Raw genomic sequence first — 18,828 nt, 5'->3', positions numbered from 1 at the left:
ATGTCTAATTGAGCTTTTTTCTACTAAATGAGCTTTGACTATTTTTTCTCTGAAATCTACTGAATATGCTTTCATTGGCTATCCAACGCCTTAATCTCTGTTCATCAATTGTACTATGATATAGCGCAAAGCGCTGTAAGTTTAATTCTCCATTGAGTCCTATAAGTCTACGACGCATTTTATGGTTTCTATCTATTTACCCAAAAAATCTGCCACAAGACATTCTCAATCAGCAAATAGTTTCCTTGCTAGCTCATGAGGATAGTCTTGTGCGTTTATCTATTCTACGACTGCTTTATTTCAGAGAGGATATGACAGCAATCCAAGTAGTTGTCGAACAAGGATGGACTAGGAAAACTGTTCAGGACGACATTGAAAACCATTGGGGTAGTTTGTTGTTGGGTAAATACGCTACTTTCTTACCGTATTCAGAATTACGCGATCGTATCCATCCACTTTATTTAGGATATGCTGTTCAATGTCGAGGTATAAACAATAATGAGGTTAGTGAGTATGCAGAACATATTCACCAGATTTGGTCAAGGTTTGCTAAAGAGAAACCTACTTTACCTCCAAGCTATCCTTCGATTTCGGTCAAAGCGAGTCTTTTTGAAAATGACGATATTGAGATTATTCATTGGACAGACTTATCTGAAAAATTAACAATATTCAGTAACGGTTTTGCGTGGGGAGGAATTGGCACAGGCAATATTAAAGACTGGCAAGAGAGTAGGGAAGAGATGATGTCGCCCAATCGTGACCATAATTACCAAAAACGACGGCAAGCTGCACAAGAGACAGTTGAAAAACAAGAAATTAATGGTAACACTTGGTTCGCCAAACGCTTTTTTACTAATGCTCTGGAACAAATTGTTATTGAACATTCAGATTTAGTGGAACAGTGGCTCGAAGCCATATCTACCGATAATCCCGAAGAGATACAACAGTTGCATCTAGTTAGTTCGTTTTACGAAGCCCTCTGTGAAGTTTTGCTAAAACAACCGAATCCTGACCAAGGGATACAGTTATATTGGCAAATTCAAAAGCTAGAGAGGAGAATTGGGATTGAGGATAAGCATTCTGGGTTTGAATTCCTTGATTATGCCTTGTTTCAAGCTGCTTGCGTAGACTCGATTAAACAGGCTTGGAGAACCAAGTTAGAGCAATGTAAAACTGACAGAGAATTGTTAGAACTAGCTATTCTGGCTCAGTCTGGAAATGGTTGTGATTGGCTTTGGTTAAATATTGAATCAGGAATTCAATCACTAGCCCCTATTGAAAAGTCTCGTGTGATCACATTATTGGCATTTATACAAGAATCGAAAGCTGGTGAATGGCTAAGTTCGCTGGTGCCAGAACAACCCGATACCTGGGTCAAAAAATTAGCGGAGATATCCCACCACCGTTGGCAAAAGAATAATTGGGCGATGCACTGGTTCTGTCAGTTTATCAATGCTGATGATGATGTGATATCTTGGACATCATTTCGCTTATTTTTGCGTTGTGTCGATAGTCGTTTTTGGTTGTGGCGAGATCAGGTTCAAGCTGAAGGTTCTGTCAGCACGTTTAGTCCAAAGCGTCGCCAATTCCTAGAGGATAATTTAGAAACCATTAAACATAGGATACAAACAAATGAGGAACCATTAGAAAAACACTATTTGGGACATAAGATATTATTCGGTCAAGCTTTTCCTTGGATGTCATATCTACTCCAGTAGGATAGTAGCATACCTAATTTAGTCGATTAGCATTACATCCAGGAACCGTAGGGGCGCACGCTCCGTGCGCCCATAAAACCATAAAATCTATTCCATAATTTTAGTATTCAGAACGGTGCGTTACGCTTCGCTAACGCACCCTACAATTGGCTTAAAATGGTGCAGATAAGGGTAAAATCTAGCTGTAAACATTCAACGCTAGGACAGGTTTTGTTGATCAATTATCGGTTACAATCTTTGCTAACGGCGTCAACCTGCCTCAACGGGATTGATTAGTTTAAGGTATGAATTTGGATGTCTCAGAGGCTTGAATCTCCTGTGCTACGGCGGCTAACACCGCATCATGAATCGCCCCATTACTGGCAATAATCCCCTGATTGTTGAACAGCTTAGTTCCACAGGCAAAGTCTAAGGGTTTACCATACATATCGGTGACTCGTCCCCCGGCTTCTTCCAAGACAACGACACCAGCGGCATGATCCCATATATTTTGCCGTTTTGAGGACTCCAGGGGAAACGGTAAGCGGATGTAGAGATCGGCTTCCCCTCGGGCAATAATGCCGTATTTGACCATGGAATCAATCTGGAGGGAAGGGGTGATAAAACCAAGGGATTGAGTGATAGCGGCTTGCAATTCGGGGTTCCCATGAGACGATTCTACACTTTGGACTAATCGGAGAGACTCGATGCGATCGCATTCATTGACACGGATTGTCTGAGGTTGATCTCCAGCGAGGGGGATTAAGGTGGTTCCTTGTCCTTTGACACCGACAAACAGAACGCCGCGATCGCTATCCGGTTGATTGGGATGAATCGGAATCGCCGGACATCCTAATACCCCCAGTTTCACTTCACCGTCTTCAATTAACGCTAAGGCGATCGCGTAATTTTCACCCCGGACATACCCTTTTGTCCCATCAATCGGATCAACAGTCCAATAGCGATCTGCCACTTGACCCGTACCCCGATCAATCCAGGTGATAATGGTTTCCGGTGTAGCCTCAGCAATCTGGTGTTTAACATAATGAGTCACCCCTGTCAACTGTTGCGTCATCGCCGGTTGTCGCAACAAGCTAGAGTTTTCCTCACCCACGATGGGATCACCGGGAAACGCCTCGGCTAATACCCGACATATAACCGCTTGTGTGCCAAAATCAGCCACAGTCACCGGAGAGCGATCGGGTTTGGTTAGGGTTAAGGAACCCTCTTCCTGACGCACTTGTTCACATAATTGAGCCGCAGCCGTTACAGCTTGGATGGCAATTTGTTTTTCTCGCTGGTAGGACATGGTTTATGCTGAGTTCCTATCTTGACCCCGTTAGTATAGAGGTTGTTTGCTCAATTAAGGTTAAGGTATCAATCGTTATCGTTCCATTCCCTGAGCCTCTTGACTAGAACTGTCAGAATCAGCATCGGTATTAGAAGCGATAGCCAAAGTATTCTGGGATTTTTTTTCGTTCAAAGGATTGGAGAAAAAATCTCCCGTCTGAGGCGGTAACGTGGGGTCAAGTACAATTTCCGCCAAACTTTTCACCACACCCGTCACCGGAATCGCCAGAATGACGCCCAAGATGCCGCCAATTTTAGCCCCCAACAACAAAGACGTTAGAATAATCACAGGCGATAAACCAGTTAAATTGCCCATAATTCGCGGAGCAATTATATTATCTTTGACCTGTTGCAAGGCGACAGATACTCCCAAGACTTCCAAGGCTAGCCACCAATCAATAAAGGCGACGACAATGACCACGGTAGCAATTCCCAGAGTGGCACCAACAAAGGGAATAATCTCCATCAAGCCGATAAAAACAGCAAACAGCAGAAAAAACGGCACTTGTAATAAACGGAAGCCCAAGGTTAATGTTGTTGCCATAAATAACCCCAGCAAGAGTTGACCCGATACAAACCGCTGAAGATTGCGTCGCAGTGCTTGAGTTAATCCATAACGGATTTTGGCAGAGACAATACTGGTAAGACCGCGCCATAGTCGTTCACCATCAATGAGCATATAAAACGAAAGGACGAGGACTAAAATTAAGTCGATAAACCAGCTAAATGTCCCCACAACTAAGCCCAAACCCGTTGACGCGATCGCTTCGGCTTGAGCTTGAATACGTGCCAACATTTGAGACCCTAAAATTCGCACATCAAAGGGCAAATTATGTTCCACACTCCACGCTTGAAAGTCCACCAATTGCTGTTGACCTTGTTCGAGTAATTCTGGGAAACGAATCACTAATTGCCGTCCTTGATTAAATACGGGTGGTGCTAGCGTGAGGGCAATTAAAACAACAAAAACCGCAGCGACTAAATAAACCAAAATCGCCGCCACTGTTCGAGGTAAGAAGGGTCGCAGTACCCGAACGGCATAGTCGAGCAAAAATGCAATCAGAGACGCTGTGAGCAAAATACTAATGATTTCGCCCACATAACTCAGCGCACTCAGCGTGACCCAACCTGTTACTAACACCAGCAACCATGTGATTAGAACTTTTTGAATCGGTGAAAATATAGAATTCATCGTAGTTTTCTGGTTAGCAAAACCTGGCATCCACCTTAAAGAGTTTAACTTGAGACGATAGAATTGCATACGGGTACACATTTGTGGGTGTCATGACCCCAATACCCTAGTTCTAGTGGTTAGGAACTTAGGCGGGTCAACAAGACTTTTGGTTTCCCGCCAGCCGCATTCTCTCCCTAAGGTGAGTGTGGGATAGTTGACTATCATCACGTCGCCATTGAGTAAAATAAGACTCCAAACTTAGGGTAGCAGGTTAGCGATCAATTTTCAGGTCTAACTGGAGTTCATAACCTTCCTGGTGCTGTATGAGAGATTTTCTCACCTAATGAGATTGTCAACGAATCTAGGTAGAGAGATAATTAAGTGGAGAAATGTGGGGAAGGTTTGCTCCATTTATAACTTAAGTGGGTCATGCTTAAGATGGATGACTTTAGGAGTAGATTGTGATGGAAGTTTTAAATCCAAATTATTTGGCGGCATAGAACTAAGTTCAATGATCTCGAAAATCGTGGTTATTTACTCCAAGGGATAATTTATTTGTTACCCTAATCAATAGATGAAGTTGGATAGAGCGGCTTGACTGTAGCGACTAGTACCCCTAGGCGGAAGTCAGGAGTCATGTATAGACTCAATATCTGGCATCTGCCAAAGTTCTGTTGTCATGCCTAGGTACAACTGATTTGAAGGGTTGGTAAATTTACGCCATGCTGTGCTAAGGAACAAAAGAGTGCCATTGATACTGAATCGGGTTAAATCTCTAATGAGTTGAGGGCTGAATTAAGTCTATGCTATAAATAGAGTCTTTGAATGAAATCTTATTGGGTGGAGTAGATCGAGTAGAATGAAACAAGTGGGAACTCATCTGGTCGTTGACGCATGGGAAGCGCCTGAAGACCTTCTCAATGATCCTGAGGGAATTCGCCGCGCCTTAATTGATGCGATTTCTGTTGGAGAAGGCACTCTAATTGATTTATGTGTACACCAGTTTAGTCCCCACGGAGTAACGGCGACAGCGACATTGGCGGAGTCTCATATTGCCATCCATACCTGGCCCGAACATGGCTATTTTGCCGCTGATTTATTTTTTTGCGGCTGCGGTAAGCCAAAGGAAGCCATGAAACTGCTACAAAAAGCGCTCCAAGCTAAGCAGGTGCGAATGAGGGAAATTGTACGCGGTTTTGAGAATATGCCGGAAATTCAGGACCGAATCGAAGAGTCAGTCTATCAGATGGTGAGTTGACATCCTCCCCTAATATACCTAATTAGGGCTTAGTGGGGGATTACGAGGTTAGGTAGATTCACCCGGGAGGAAAAAATCATGTTCGAGACAATTATTGTGTTTGTCTTGGGTTTGACCCCTCCACTGCTTTCGATATGGGTGATGCATAGAACAAAGGAACAAGCGCAAATCCGGTTAAGAAACTCGATTCAAGCATCAACAACGGCTAGGGTACTGCCAAGAAATTCATTACCGCCTGATCAATATTATCTGGAAGGCGTTGGTTATTTAATTGGTGATATTACCTGTCGATTTAATGCTCGTTCGGCTTATATCCGCTGTGCAGTTAATCCGTCAGGTCTTTGTGATAACTGTTGCGACTACCAACCCAGGGAATCTTAAGGTAAAACACACAACCTGTTGATTGGTAGGGGCGGGTTTAGGGATTAACCTTCCTTATTTCTTTTAACTGAACTACAAAACCCGCCCTGATCCCCAGATAAATTGGATTCAAGGTTTCTCGCGAAAATAAGCGGTAGCCAATTGAGTGATGTCTTGAATTTCACTAAAATCAGGACTCTGAATTTGACTATCCATTCCTAGCCAGAGCAGATATTCAATATTACCAGCAGGACCCGTAATAGGTGACCAGGTTAAGCCTTGATAGACCCAACCTAAATTCTGGGCAGCTGGTAAAATTTGTGCGATCGCGCCAGCCTGATCCTTAGGATCGCGCACTACGCCCTTTTTGCCAACCCGTTCTCGTCCCACTTCAAACTGTGGCTTCACCAGCAATACCACCTCACGCGGCGCTTGTAGCAGGTTCCACAAGGCTTCTAGGATTTTTGTCAGGGAAATAAACGACACATCGACAACCCCTAAATCTGGATAAATCTCCTCCTTATCCTCTTTGTCTATTCCGAGGGGTTCTCCATATAAATCAGCAGGTTGCAAATAGCGTAAATTCGTGCGTTCCTTCAAAATCACCCGGTGATCATTTCGCAATGTCCAAGCAACTTGTCCATATCCTACATCAACACCGTAAACCCGTTTTGCCCCCTTTTGCAGTAAGCAGTCGGTAAAGCCTCCCGTGGAAATACCGCCATCTAAGCAAATACGTCCGGCTACCGCTATACCAAATTCGTCTAAGGCTTTGACTAACTTTTCCCCACCTCTAGAAACATAAGGGGATTTTTCCTTAATTTTAATCTCGGCGGTTGTCTCTATTTCAGTTCCCGGTTTATCCACAAGCTGCTGATTAACTCGCACTTCTCCCGCCCGAATCAGCCGTTGTGCCTGTTGTCGGGATTCGCATAAGTTAAGGTCTACTAATAAGGTATCTAGTCGTTGTTTCAAGCGTCTAATCGATCAACAGATAAATTTACCCTATTATCATAAGTAGTCGGACAAAAGTAAAGTTAACCTGAAGTTCCCCCCGTCCTTGAATGAGTTGATCTCTGGCATTGGTCATGATTTTTCTCCTTGATTTGACCATTGGTAAGTTGATTGTTTCACTGCTTCATAATTTGAATCTAATTCAGGTTCTAGTAACAAAATTGCGGCAATTCGCCGTGCCATATTGGTAACTTCGGTGACTTCTTCTAGTTTGAGTGATCGCCCCAACAATTTCTGCTCTCGGTAGCTCAGCCATTTTTTGATGACCTGATACCCACCGATTGTATAGTTCCAGACGCGATCGGGAATGTTTTTCCAATAGGCAATGTCGTTGAGGTAAATGTCATGGGTGACTGTGCCAAGTTGCTCAATGACTTGTGCGTTTCCCGAAGGGGTCGCATTGCGAATCGCAGTTTGTTCTTCAGGTGCGTAGGGGCGATCAATCACTTTTCCTTTTCCAGGCATTGTGATATTCTTTTTACCCTGGGCATATCCCCAACCTGCGGTGAGGGCAAAGTCAGTATTTGGGTCAAGGTTGCCAGTGCCAACACGGGAGACAACAGCGATTGCTTTTAGTTCAGGACGAAGTTTGCCAGAAGTGACACCTCCAACGGGAGTCTCTGGATCGAGGAGTGCGGCAATTTGACGACCAAGGTTTGCAGAGGCGATTAGGGTGTCACAGTTGTCGGGTAAGGGGATTCGGAGCCAATCTTGACGGATACCATCAGTGTTTTCTTCTAGGTAGGCAGGTGAATAACCAATTGCTAGAACGTGCATCCAGACTAATTCGGCAGTTTCAGGATCATTGTCTGGTTCGCTAATGCCCAATGAGAGTAAATAGCGACGAGCAGCATTGGAGAGGTTTGCAGTTATTTTCAGATCTTCTTCACTTCCAAGACCTTCTATTCCCATTTGGCGAACTGCTTTATCAGATGTTCCAAGGCTGGTAGAACGTAATCGTAGTGGAAAATAATAGGCGTGACCTCTCAAAAAATCATTGTCCCCAAGAATTTTTGAATAAAACAAAGGAACTCCTTCTGGATTTGCTACACCAGCAGGACGACTCATCAAAAAAGAGTTACCTTTCCATAGCTGTGCATAGAAGGTTGGTCTTGGTTCGTTCCAAAGAGGTCTTATTTTACTGTAATAGCACCAACGAACATCGAATGGTCGAACAGCATAGCGATGTAAACGCTCTGAATTATAAGTCTCAGTATTCAAAATCTTGATCCGTGCTTGCTTTGCATCGAATCTTGCAGCATTCTTTGTTAAACCAGTATTGAGTGTCTTTAGGGTATCCCAAGCAATATCAGAGTTATAGTAGCTCTCCATTCTTTGTGAGAGAGCATCCTGATTGATATCAATTAATGCTCCGCCACGCTTCTCAAATAGACCATTAATCGGAGCTTCAGCACATAATTCAGTTAATTTAGCCCATTCTAAATAGTGCGAGGCAACATCTCCAGGCAGAAAAGAAAGATAGTTATGTTTAACAGGTTTAGCAACTTCATATCGAGAATCAAATTCATTGTCATTCAAAGTTTCTAAAAGCTGTATTCGACGTTCAGCGGCTTTTGCTGCATTGATGTCATCTCGAAACAAAGTTAGTGGTTGCGTTTCTTCCTTATTTCCAGTCTTAACCCATAAAGAGACAACAACACCTTGCTTAATACCCGCAGAAAAACCTGGGATTGCAAAAATTGTCTCGCTTGTTCTACCATCTGGCGCATATTCCGAAATACTGCGATCGCCATGCATATTCTCAATCCAGAAGCGATCAAAGGATTTCAGAAGATGCTGACGCAGAACGACAAAAGATTTATCTGCAACCCAGGAGTTGTTTGAAATGTAACAAACTACCCCTTTCCTTTCGCGCCTTTCAGCAATACATCGTTCAGCTAACCGGAAAAACCGCACATAAAGCTCATCAAGATTAAACTTTTTGATTCCCCACTCACTAATCAATCCTTCTTTGTAAGGCTCAACTAATCCTTCCTCCTCTTTTGGACTAACTCCCACAAAAGCGTTGTAGGGTGGATTTCCCAAAACCACTAATATTGGTTTGCCTTGTTTAACTTCATCTGCTGCTTCACGTTCTTGTTCAAGTTCAGGATAGGAAATTGCAAGCTGTTTAAATTTAGTTTTGGCTTCTTCTGTCGGTGGTTCCCAACCCGTGAGCGCATTCGTCAAATACACCCCCACCCGTTCCTGCTCATCGCTCAACGGCACACCTAAATTCTGCAACAATAACCCTAACTGTAAGTGCGCTACCACAAACGGAGCCGTCAAAATCTCAAAGCCAAACACCCGATTCATGGCTGCTGCTTTTAGTTGTGAACCTACCAGCGCACCCATGCCTTTATCCTGCAAATTGGCATCAATCCGCCGCAATACTTCCACCAAATAAGCACCTGTCCCACAACAGGGGTCAAGAATATACACATTCGGGTCAGCTAATCCGTCTTCAATCTGCAACTCTTCCCGCAGCACCGTATCCACTCGCGCCACCATGTATTGCACAATTTCCGGCGGCGTATACCAGACTCCTAATTCCTTGCGTAATTGTGGATCAAACGCTTCCAAAAATGGTTCATAGAAATACTGAACTGCTTGTCCTTCCTCAAATTTAGAAAAGAAAGAGGTGCGATCAACCCGATTTAACGCATCTCCTGTCCAGTTCAGCACTTCCTCTAAATCCAGCCTGCGAACATGGGTTGGGGTTGCAACCTTCTCAAACAACGCTTTAATCATTGGAACGTGTAGATAATAAGCGGCTACGCGCCAGTCAAACCGCCCCCGTTCCTGCTGCTTGTGCCACAACACCCACGCTGAAAAAATGCCATAAAACAGCGTTTGAATCAGAGTGGACTTAAAAAACCGCTCTCCCTTCTTGGGATCTTTTTTATCCCCTGTAAACGTAATCCCTAATGCTTCTTCTAGCGCCTTACGCAGCGTTTCTAATGCAGGTATATCAGTTTTCTCAATCCGTGCCTTGGCATCCTTGGCATAAGAAGCCAGAAACCAGGCAAGATCCTTCGGTGTGGCAATACTGGCAGACTGGAGCATTACCCGCTTCAGATATTCTGTGAACTGCTCCTCCTGCTCCCGAGCAAATTGCTTGGAGTTCTGTGCCTTTTCCCAAAACTCTGCCTCATTTTTCGCTAAACGATAGGTTTCCAGAGTGGAGGGTTGTCCATTAGCATCTTGCCCAATCAGCACAAAATCCCGATAGTTTGTGACCAATACCTGACGATACTTATCCCAATATTTAGAAATCTGCTTTGTTTCTGCAATGACCCAAGCATCATCTCCAGTTCCTTTAATCTCAATCACACCCCGCTCTGGATTGGTAGGATTCCTGGGCGCGTCAGGCGATTTCCTCTGAAACTGACTGGCAGTAAACAAACCGCCATCTGGCATTCCCGCCCCGCCGATATTCTTCAATTGCATTACACAGCGCACTTTCGGCTTTAAGGTTTTACCAAGTTCATTCAAAAGCTTCTCTAACGCCCCGTAGTAGGATGTTTCCTTAACGGCTGCTCCCGTTGCTTGAATTTCCTGCAAATCTCGGATGTAAGTTTCAAAAGCACTCATAATCATTTTCCTGAAGACAACCATTAAGTTTAGGCAAAACCTGAACGCGAACCCCTGGAATGAAATATCTTCTTGACACAAATGTCTGCTTCATTCTATTTCGATTTCCGTTTCGACTTAGGCGGCGTTCGATGTGCGCCAAAATACTTTTCACTGCGGTAGCGCAGCCACACCCGCAATACTTGGGGAATCTGCTCTTTTTGTTCTTTAGTCAGCGTGTTGTAAAGGGCTAAAGCCCGTTCTCGCTCTCCCCGACAAGCCGCGTTATTATGAGCATCCCAGTAGCTACGGGCAACCCGAATCCGCCGACAGACTTCTTTTATCAGTGCTTCTCCAGTGAGGGGATTTTTCTGCTTTGCCATACTTGACTTAGAACCCATTATTTTCAATTTTAACCTCTAGCCGGTTTTTCCTATAGGCGATGTCGTTGGGTTACGCCCCAGAAATCGCCGAGTTTAATCTGTTGTTGTGGCATTTTCCCCCTCTCCCCCTGCCCCTCTCCCACCCGGGGAGAGGGGAGAATAAAAGTGACTTGAGGCTCTGTTTATCAGTGAATAATAGAAGGGTAAAGCTTATTTTTAGTTCTTTAATCTGCCAGGTTTTGTCCTGAGAAAGTTCTAGCAAAGACTGATGGTAATTTGTCAACGTCGAACGATGTCCCACACTTAAAAACGTCGTCCCTTTCGCCTGCAAATGGTGATATAACCGTTCCTCATTCCCCAGATCCAAGGCACTGGTCGCTTCGTCCAGAATAGCGTACTTAGGTTGGTTCAGCAGTAACCGGGCAAAGGTTAACCGTTGTTGTTCGCCCAAGGAGAGGACAATAATCGTACCGTTTGACATTCTCAAAGACATCAAAAAACCGCTGTTTGACCTGATTCGACTCCTGCTCCTCCCACTGATAAAACGCGATCGCTTCGGCATTTTCCCGAATTCGCACCAAGCTAAAGCGGAGATTCGCTTCCCTTTTAAGTTGTTCAAAGTTGAGTCGCACCAGGGGCTTACCAAATACCATAGTTGTCACCAACGTTCCGATTAGAGCATACAGCACCAGAAAAAACACCAGGGGTTTAGAAATGCCCCAGAGTACACGGCTAAACGCAATCACCGACAGCACCGACTCCACCAACACTAGCAAGAAGGTGAGAGACTCTTGGGTAAAACTCCTGACATCTTCAGCAATCCGCTGATCTGGGTTATCAATCTCGGTTGTACCAATATGCAGGTTGTAATAGGCGCGATCGCGAAAATTGAGTAGAACACTTAATCCCGTATAGGCGAGCAGAAATAGCACCACACTCAGGAGTAACCCTCTGGCAAGCCATTTCTCATCCCCTAACCAGTAGGATTTGGCGATCGTCCAGAATTGCTGGAGTACCTTGAAATTCAATCGATCCATCGGCTTGTTTGGGTGACAACTCGGTCTATAGGGAGATAATCAGTAAAGGCAAACCTGGATAAAATCTGCTCAAATATGGGTATAACTCATCTCTAAGCAATTGTTAAATTATGCTACAAATTTCTAATACTGTGAGTATTCCAGAGGAGGAGATTGACATGAGTGCGATGCGCTCTCAAGGGACAGGGGGGCAAAACGTTAATAAAGTGGCGAGTGCTATTCACCTGCGCTTTGATATCCAGGCTTCCTCACTGCCTGATCGCTACAAAGAACGGCTGTTAAAGCGTTCCGATCAGCGTATTACCAAAGACGGGGTGATTATTATTAAAGCCCAGGAACACCGCAGCCAACAGCAGAATCGGGAAGAGGCTCGGCTGCGACTGCAAGAGTTGATTAAGAGTGCGATCGCACTTCCCAAACGCCGTAAAAGGAGCAAGCCCACTCGAAGTTCTCAACGGAAACGTCTGGATAGCAAAAATAGGCGATCGCATATCAAAGCGATGCGACGAAAGGTAACGGATGAATAATCTTGATTTGGATTTGTCGGAGATAATTGATCCGTTAAAAATCGTCTGGCAAGCCATCCTTTTTCACATCGTCAATCACCAATCGGACTTGATATCACAATAGCCCCCGATAATGAACAAAAACTAAAATAGCCGCCCAAGAACCCAAGGCGACTTTGACGGCAACTAAAATATTGAGCAGAGGGATAATCCCACCACTAAGCAGTGTGCCTAAATTTCCATGGGGTAACTCGACTCCAGCCAGAGTGATCACGGCGAGGACAATGAAAACCAGAACCGAAACCTTCTCCCATTTAGAAGCGTGCCAACGCTTATAGATTCCCTGCATCCACTCCGTTGATGAGGTAATCGCCACCAAACCGATCGCGGTTCCCCCAGCTACCCCAGCGGCAAACCCACCACCAGGGCTAAGATGTCCCCGAATCGCTAATTCGATACCCACCAACGCGGAAATGGTTGCTCCCAGACGCGCCAAAATCATCGAGGGTTGATCGCTAAATTGATAGACAGTACAGAACGGCTTTTCATCCGCCAGCAGAAACCGCACCCCCATAATCGCGATCGTAAATACAACCACTTCAAAGATCGTGTCATACAACCGATTCCGGAAAATGATACCCGAAACGGTATTCGATACCCCACTATCTTGGACAATGGCTTCGACGATAGAGATATCCGATAAATCCGGTGCCGAATTGGACATATTGGGCGTGATTAGGAATATGACGTACAGCGCTATCCCCCCTGCAATGTAAACCCATTTCATTAATGTTCCTCTCCTGAATCTGGTGTATTGATATAGGTTAAATGTGTCGCGGGTGACGACAGTTCGGTTCGCATGATGTCATAGAGGCGTTGAACCCGAGTCGCGGTGTGATAAGATGGCGTCTCAGACTCTGGTACTGTTGGGTCTTGAGGCTCCAGTTCTGATAAGTGCGATCGCATACAGGTGGCATGAATTTCTTTCTCCATCAGCGCCCGATGCAACGCCTGCTGATCCGTGTAAGGGACTACCTCGACACGCATATAATGTTTGCTAAAAATGCTGCGTAAATCATCCATCAGTTCCCCAAAATGCCGCTCAACTTCGTTCGTAGTCGGCGCTTTAGCGCCACTCTCTTCAAGTACACCCAGACGCAGGGTTAAGGATGAACGCACCGCCACCGCATACAGCGTAATCGCCAGCATTGTACCCACCAAGGCTTCAGTCAACGCCACATCTGCCGCGCCCAAAACTGCATAAACCAATGCCGCCACTGCTCCCAAAATACCCCGAATCACCAAAGCATGGTAAGGATTCACCTGAAAAACTAACATACAGGCAGCCAAAGGCAGCAGCGCAATAATCACATAAATATCACTCTGATTCATAGTCAAACTCCTCCCCACTACTCGAACAATATGCCAACACATACCCCAGCACCGTATTCCAAATCGCCAAGGAGATAATGGCGAGGATCAATAGGGGCCATTCACTGGGTATTTTTAGCAACAATCCGACGATAATACTCATTGAACCGAGAGTATCTGCCACCGAAAGAGTATGCAGTTTAAAGAGTACAGATCGGTGACCAATCAACGGAAAGGTTCCCCAAAACCAGAAGACAATTCCTAACCCGATACAGATATAACTAAGCACGTTGATCATAGTAGGACTCTTTCGCTGAATCATTGATTCGTTTAAGGATATGTGCCAACAACATTAATCCGGCATTCCCCACACTCAGGATAATTACCCCGACAACTCCGATCATCCAGTCATCCCGTATGACAGAAACAACCAGAATCATAATTGAGGTTTTGGTGGCAATACTGGCAAATGCCAACATTTTTTGCCAAATATCATCATCCTGCCATGCCTCATACATGGGGATAAGTAGCGCCAAAATCATGCTAATTAAAATCAAATTCATGTTCGTTTCCTCCGGCTAATTCTGTGGACTTCATAGTGAATTTTATCGCCCTCTTCTTCATGGTATTTTAAAACGATAGTTTTGGGGGTGAACGTAATTAAAAATATATCGAGAAAGATGAGTCCTGGTGTCCGCTGGGGTTTGACTTCTTCCAGAATTATGTCTTCGTATTTATGAGGACGTAACATGATTTCAAATGCCTCAAAATACGCCTGGGGAATCGCCACCAGTACCTCCCCCAGAACCCGCAACCAATCCTTTAAGGATTCCGGAGTTTTGGGACGTCCCGGTAAGAGAAAGGCAATGGCAATACCAATGATAATATTTGGCACAGTCAGACTAGCGGTGAGCAAAAACCAGATGGCTAGTCGCAAGATTAAATTTAAATGTCCAATCATTTTTTGTCAAAACACTGATTTCACGGATTTATTGGAGAAATTGGGGTAGGGGAGTAAGGGGTTAGTCACACTGATTACACTGAAAGTTAGTTCCCTATATTTGTCATTTGTTATTCGTCATTCGTAATTTGGAGTCTTCACCTCTTACCCTTCTTCCCTTGTACTTATAGCGTTAGGACGATTCAAGCGAATACTATACCGAACAGTAGTAGCAACATGAGACTCATCATCCCGATCAAATGCTCAAATTGCTCAAGCACACGGGGAAGTTTGACTACCACTCGTTTAAAAATTAAAAAATATGCCAACCAGCCGAGCGCGATCGTGACCAGTGGTTTCACGATATTCTTAAACGTATACGCCTCATAATACACACCATTTGCCACAATTAACCCCCCGATTAACAGGGTCATCGCTAACCAGAAACCGAGCTTTACCTTTCCCTCAGATTGTCGGTTGTGAGGCAAAAAGATAAATTTAGCAAAGGATATTGCTGTTCCCAAAGCCGCAATATTCATGCCAATCACTTGCCAGGGCAAAAGATTTTTCATCGTCAAAACCTTCGCCCCAAAGCCAGACAATAGGGGAAAACCTGAGATAGAGAAACTAGCGATAACTAAAGCAATCCAAATTGAGGTATTAATCGGCTTATGGTGTAGTTCTTTGAGGTTACGGCTGGGTAAGGTTCCCGCGATTAGGAACAGCGCTGATTTAACTAACCCGTGGGTTAGCCCATAAAAACCACCGACTTCGGGTGCTGCTAGGACAAAGCCTAACTGCGAAATCGTGTGAAATGCCAACATTCGCTTGGTATCTTTTTCAAAGACAGCATAACCGACTCCTAACACGGCTGTGCCTACGCCGAAGATTCTGACAATGGGATCAATCTCTGGCACCATCAAAGCAAAGCGCATCAGGGGAAACACCCCGGCTTTTACCACAACCCCCGATAGCAACGCCGACACCGGTGTCTCGGATTCCGAGTGGGTTAAGGGTAACCACAATCCCGATACAAAGATACCCCCCTTACTCAACAGTCCCAGAAAAATCAAGGCAATTGCCTCGATGGGAGCATTGCTTAAACCCTCATAAGCAAAAGAAGAATTCGCCTGATACACCAACGCCGCACCAATCAGATAAAACAGCATTGCTACATTGCTGAACAACAGATAGCGCAACGCCACCCAAATCGAACGATTCGTTCGGGGATAGGCAATTAACAGAAATGCGGCAATACCAATGACTTCTAACGCCACGTATAAGCTGATGAAATCGGCACAGACAAAGGCGGCATTGACACAGCCATGTAAAATAATCATCTGTGTATAAAAAAAAGCCGTCTTATTGGTGTGCCAACAATAGAGGATAACGGCGGTTGTGACTAGGGCATTGGTGAATATAAAAAAACCGCTCAATTCGTCAGCGATTAAGGTAACGCCGAAACTATCCAATAATTCCAGGGTTAATGGCGATTTAGCCACAAATAACTGCAACGCATATCCAGCCGAAACCAGGGCGACGCCCAGTGCGAGATATCGGTCAAGTTTAGGGAACAGATAAATGCTGAACCCCACAAACATCGGTAGTGCGATCCAGACAATCGTCAATGTACTCATGGGGTATTGTGCTTCTCAATCTCGCTGCTTTCTAAGGTGGGATGATCCCGTGCTAGCTTCATCACACCGACTAGCATCAGAGCTTGAATCGAAAAGCCGATCACAATTGCGGTTAAGATCACCGCTTGAGGAACTGGATCAGAATAAGCGCCATTTTCGATGTTGGAAACAATCCCATCTTCGACATTGGAAACAATCGGTGTAAACAAGGCTTCTCCTTTGCGTGATGCAATCAGCACGTAGTAGGCAATAACCCCCGTACTCATCACATCCATGGAGATGATCTTCATCACCAGGTTTTTTTTCAGGATGATGCCGAAAAATCCGCACAGGATGGTGGCAAATATGCAGGCTTCTAACACGGGTATGCTGTCCTGGAAAAAGGTGCTAAAACATTTATAGCACGTTTTAATAGTGCTAACCAAGGCAGACACTATTGAAAAGTGTCAATGCCAACCATAGACTAATACCACACCAACGGATTGATTGGAACAGGGGCAATGATGATTAGTCATTCGTCATACTCAAGGGAGCGAGCTGCACAAGTGGCTACCGTGCTCACGAAACCTGACTATGTAACTGAACTTAAGAATCAAGGTGTAAAGAGTTGGGCTTAAAAATATTTTTTAATAGAGAGAATTGAAACTCGCAAAAAAACGGTTTTGATCAGCAAATATTTTGCTTTTATTGTGGTATTTTTTTTGAAAATGAAAACCCCCTGCTTTTGAAGGGGGACGGGAGGGGGCTCTATAAGGGAAGAAGGGGCTCTATAAGGGAAGAGGGGGATCTAAAAAGGGAAAAGGGTGATCGGAAGGGGAATCTACTGTGAGATGGGAGGGAAATCCAGAAAGGACAAATAACATAAGAATAAAGTTTTGCGCTAGCGTGAGAAGAGAAACATCTATTGCTTCTGTTCCCTGTGCTGCTAAATAAACGTCCTATTCTATTTACGGGTTTCGTTGCTTGCCTCGTGGGTGTGTTAACCGCCTGCGCCAACAGTCCCACCGGTCAATCCTTAGAACGTTCTTTAGCCGTAGATCCCAAACTGGAGGATAATGGCTCAGTTTTGGGGAGTCAAACGAATGAACAAACATCTTCGGCGCAATTACCAGAGGATTTCCCTACCGTAATTCCCCGCTATCCCGATGCTCAATTACAGAACGTTGAACCCTTAACTCGTTCAGATGCCCAAGGTCAACGTACCATCTGGTCATCCACTGACCCTAGTAATGATATTCAAGCATTTTACCGCAGAGCATTTGAATCAGGCAGTTGGCAGGTTATTTCTGCACCGAATCAGGACGGGACGAATTCCTTTGTTGTGCGTCGCAATGATTTACAAGTTAGGGTTTCTATTCCCACGGATAATGCTCCTAGCGATACGGAAGAAACCCAAACCGAGACAGAGACTGACCCAAATAATACAACGTTTGAAATTCAGTACATCGGCAGCAGTACCGAGACAGCAGCAGCACCGTCAGATGCTTCAGAATCTTCAGAGAAAGCAACGGAAACTCCTGAATCCGTTGATTCAGCATCTGGCAAAGAGCAAAACTTCACGGATTTCAATAACGTTCCGCCCGGATTGCGTCAGTATGTCGAAGACTTAGCCGCCTTAGGTGTGATCACGCCTGACGCTTCTAGTGCTAACAATAAATCAGAGGAGAATAGTACATCATTTGCCGCCAACAAAATCATTACTCGCCGTCAGTATGCCCATTGGCTGATTGATACCAATAATCGAATTTATGAGAATCGTCCAGGAGAACAAATCCGTTTAGCCTCAGAAACCACTCAACCCGCGTTCCAAGATGTGCCAGCCAGTGACCCAGATTTTGGCGCAATTCAGGGATTAGCAGAAGCAGGGTTAATTCCTAGTCCTTTGAGTGGTAATTCAACCGAGGTTCTTTTCCGCCCTGATGCACCCCTAACACGGGAAAGTCTTGTTTTATGGAAAGTTCCCCTAGACACTCGTCAGGGGTTACCACCAGCTTCTCTAGATGCCGTACAGCAAACCTGGGGATTCCAAGATGCGGGCAAAATTGACCCGAAAGCAATGCGGGCAGTTTTGGCAGATTTTCAGAATGGGGAACAATCGATTATCCGTCGCGTTTTTGGGTATACCACTCTCTTTCAACCGCAAAAACCAGTCACACAAGCGGAAGCCGCCGCCGCCCTTTGGTATTTTGGTTCTCAGGGTGAGGGAATATCGGCTAGTGAGGTTCTCCAGCAATCGAACTAGAAAGAGTTTTGAGTGTTCCAGAGGCGTCATGGTTCGTCTGTAGGGGTGGGTTTAACGATTATCGTTTCGGGTTTACCCAGATTCAACTAAACCTGCCCGAACCGAGTAATATGTAGGGTCTGCTAAATAAGTTTTGTGGTGAGGGAGGGAACTGCTTAACAGGGAACAGGGAACAGTTTCAACCCCCGGTTGGGGGAAGATTCTGCGCTCGCGGAGGTGAAAATCCAAGGATGCAAGAGCGTAAGGGTGTAAAAACCTTGCACTTGTTGGGTTAAAAAATGGCTTT

At 44.9% G+C, this 18,828-nt stretch carries 19 protein-coding genes; 5 read left to right on the top strand and 14 right to left on the bottom strand.

Translation table 11 applies throughout. From position 1 onward, the window contains the following. Window positions 1-269 precede the first annotated feature (269 nt). Window positions 270-1,718 carry a hypothetical protein gene (locus tag RIG27_RS34165; protein ID WP_446351455.1) on the top strand — a complete coding sequence of 483 codons (1,449 nt, stop codon included), beginning with the start codon at window positions 270-272 and terminating at the stop codon, window positions 1,716-1,718. Between the two features lie 277 nt (window positions 1,719-1,995). Here the strand turns inward: RIG27_RS34165 and RIG27_RS34160 are convergent, their stop codons facing one another. Further along, window positions 1,996-3,006: a 3'(2'),5'-bisphosphate nucleotidase gene (locus RIG27_RS34160; protein WP_446351454.1), complete on the bottom strand. Its 1,011-nt coding sequence runs from the start codon at window positions 3,004-3,006 to the stop codon at window positions 1,996-1,998. A 75-nt stretch (window positions 3,007-3,081) separates the two neighbouring features. Next, complete coding sequence (locus RIG27_RS34155; RefSeq protein ID WP_446351453.1) at window positions 3,082-4,239, bottom strand: AI-2E family transporter; 1,158 nt, start codon at window positions 4,237-4,239, stop codon at window positions 3,082-3,084. A gap of 841 nt (window positions 4,240-5,080) precedes the next feature. Between RIG27_RS34155 and speD the strand changes: the two genes are divergently transcribed. Further along, on the top strand, window positions 5,081-5,479 hold the full coding sequence (gene speD, locus RIG27_RS34150; RefSeq protein ID WP_446348545.1) for an adenosylmethionine decarboxylase: 399 nt from the start codon (window positions 5,081-5,083) through the stop codon (window positions 5,477-5,479). A gap of 78 nt (window positions 5,480-5,557) precedes the next feature. Next, window positions 5,558-5,860 carry a DUF6464 family protein gene (locus RIG27_RS34145; protein ID WP_446348547.1) on the top strand — a complete coding sequence of 101 codons (303 nt, stop codon included), beginning with the start codon at window positions 5,558-5,560 and terminating at the stop codon, window positions 5,858-5,860. Window positions 5,861-5,968: 108 nt separating this feature from the next. On the opposite strand, the gene RIG27_RS34140 is transcribed toward RIG27_RS34145, so the two are convergent. The 5 genes from RIG27_RS34140 to RIG27_RS34120 form a co-directional block, all read right to left on the bottom strand. Next, window positions 5,969-6,814, bottom strand: coding sequence for a TlyA family RNA methyltransferase (locus RIG27_RS34140; protein ID WP_446351452.1), 846 nt, complete (start codon window positions 6,812-6,814; stop codon window positions 5,969-5,971). A gap of 111 nt (window positions 6,815-6,925) precedes the next feature. After that, window positions 6,926-10,447 carry a type ISP restriction/modification enzyme gene (locus tag RIG27_RS34135; RefSeq protein ID WP_446351451.1) on the bottom strand — a complete coding sequence of 1,174 codons (3,522 nt, stop codon included), beginning with the start codon at window positions 10,445-10,447 and terminating at the stop codon, window positions 6,926-6,928. A gap of 95 nt (window positions 10,448-10,542) precedes the next feature. Further along, window positions 10,543-10,809, bottom strand: a complete 267-nt coding sequence (locus RIG27_RS34130) for a Precorrin-3B methylase (protein WP_446351456.1) — start codon at window positions 10,807-10,809, stop codon at window positions 10,543-10,545. Window positions 10,810-10,879: 70 nt separating this feature from the next. Then, entirely contained in the window at window positions 10,880-11,290 is a 411-nt protein-coding gene (locus tag RIG27_RS34125; RefSeq protein WP_446351450.1) for an ATP-binding cassette domain-containing protein, read from the bottom strand. Then, the gene (locus RIG27_RS34120) at window positions 11,208-11,846 is read right to left on the bottom strand and encodes an SbmA/BacA-like family transporter (RefSeq protein ID WP_446351449.1); all 639 of its coding nucleotides are present in this window, start codon (window positions 11,844-11,846) and stop codon (window positions 11,208-11,210) included. The genes RIG27_RS34125 and RIG27_RS34120 overlap by 83 nt, the downstream gene beginning before the upstream one ends. Window positions 11,847-11,956: 110 nt before the next feature. Here RIG27_RS34120 and arfB point away from each other — a divergent pair, with 110 nt between their 5' ends. Beyond that, window positions 11,957-12,373, top strand: coding sequence for an alternative ribosome rescue aminoacyl-tRNA hydrolase ArfB (gene arfB / locus RIG27_RS34115; protein WP_446351448.1), 417 nt, complete (start codon window positions 11,957-11,959; stop codon window positions 12,371-12,373). Between the two features lie 94 nt (window positions 12,374-12,467). On the opposite strand, the gene RIG27_RS34110 is transcribed toward arfB, so the two are convergent. From RIG27_RS34110 to RIG27_RS34080, 7 genes are all read right to left on the bottom strand, one after another. Beyond that, a complete protein-coding gene (locus RIG27_RS34110) occupies window positions 12,468-13,139 on the bottom strand; it encodes a Na(+)/H(+) antiporter subunit B (protein WP_446351447.1) in 672 nt (223 codons plus the stop codon). Beyond that, window positions 13,139-13,744, bottom strand: coding sequence for a DUF4040 domain-containing protein (locus RIG27_RS34105; RefSeq protein ID WP_446351446.1), 606 nt, complete (start codon window positions 13,742-13,744; stop codon window positions 13,139-13,141). The genes RIG27_RS34110 and RIG27_RS34105 overlap by 1 nt, the downstream gene beginning before the upstream one ends. Then, a complete protein-coding gene (locus tag RIG27_RS34100) occupies window positions 13,731-14,021 on the bottom strand; it encodes a monovalent cation/H(+) antiporter subunit G (RefSeq protein ID WP_446348559.1) in 291 nt (96 codons plus the stop codon). Before RIG27_RS34100 ends, RIG27_RS34105 begins: the two co-directional genes overlap by 14 nt. After that, complete coding sequence (locus RIG27_RS34095) at window positions 14,005-14,286, bottom strand: hypothetical protein (protein WP_446351445.1); 282 nt, start codon at window positions 14,284-14,286, stop codon at window positions 14,005-14,007. The genes RIG27_RS34100 and RIG27_RS34095 overlap by 17 nt, the downstream gene beginning before the upstream one ends. After that, window positions 14,283-14,684: a cation:proton antiporter gene (locus tag RIG27_RS34090; protein WP_446351444.1), complete on the bottom strand. Its 402-nt coding sequence runs from the start codon at window positions 14,682-14,684 to the stop codon at window positions 14,283-14,285. The genes RIG27_RS34095 and RIG27_RS34090 overlap by 4 nt, the downstream gene beginning before the upstream one ends. A 182-nt stretch (window positions 14,685-14,866) precedes the next feature. Further along, entirely contained in the window at window positions 14,867-16,300 is a 1,434-nt protein-coding gene (locus tag RIG27_RS34085) for a cation:proton antiporter (RefSeq protein ID WP_446351443.1), read from the bottom strand. Beyond that, window positions 16,297-16,662: a cation:proton antiporter subunit C gene (locus tag RIG27_RS34080; protein WP_446351442.1), complete on the bottom strand. Its 366-nt coding sequence runs from the start codon at window positions 16,660-16,662 to the stop codon at window positions 16,297-16,299. Before RIG27_RS34080 ends, RIG27_RS34085 begins: the two co-directional genes overlap by 4 nt. A gap of 542 nt (window positions 16,663-17,204) precedes the next feature. Here RIG27_RS34080 and RIG27_RS34075 point away from each other — a divergent pair. Beyond that, the gene (locus RIG27_RS34075; RefSeq protein ID WP_446351441.1) at window positions 17,205-18,542 is read left to right on the top strand and encodes an S-layer homology domain-containing protein; all 1,338 of its coding nucleotides are present in this window, start codon (window positions 17,205-17,207) and stop codon (window positions 18,540-18,542) included. Window positions 18,543-18,828 lie beyond the last annotated feature (286 nt).

It is taken from the genome of Coleofasciculus sp. F4-SAH-05 (assembly GCF_040222985.1).
GTDB lineage: Bacteria > Cyanobacteriota > Cyanobacteriia > Cyanobacteriales > Coleofasciculaceae > Coleofasciculus > Coleofasciculus chthonoplastes.
The sequence above is the reverse complement of the archived record's forward strand: the minus strand, read 5'-3'. Positions and strand labels throughout refer to the sequence as shown.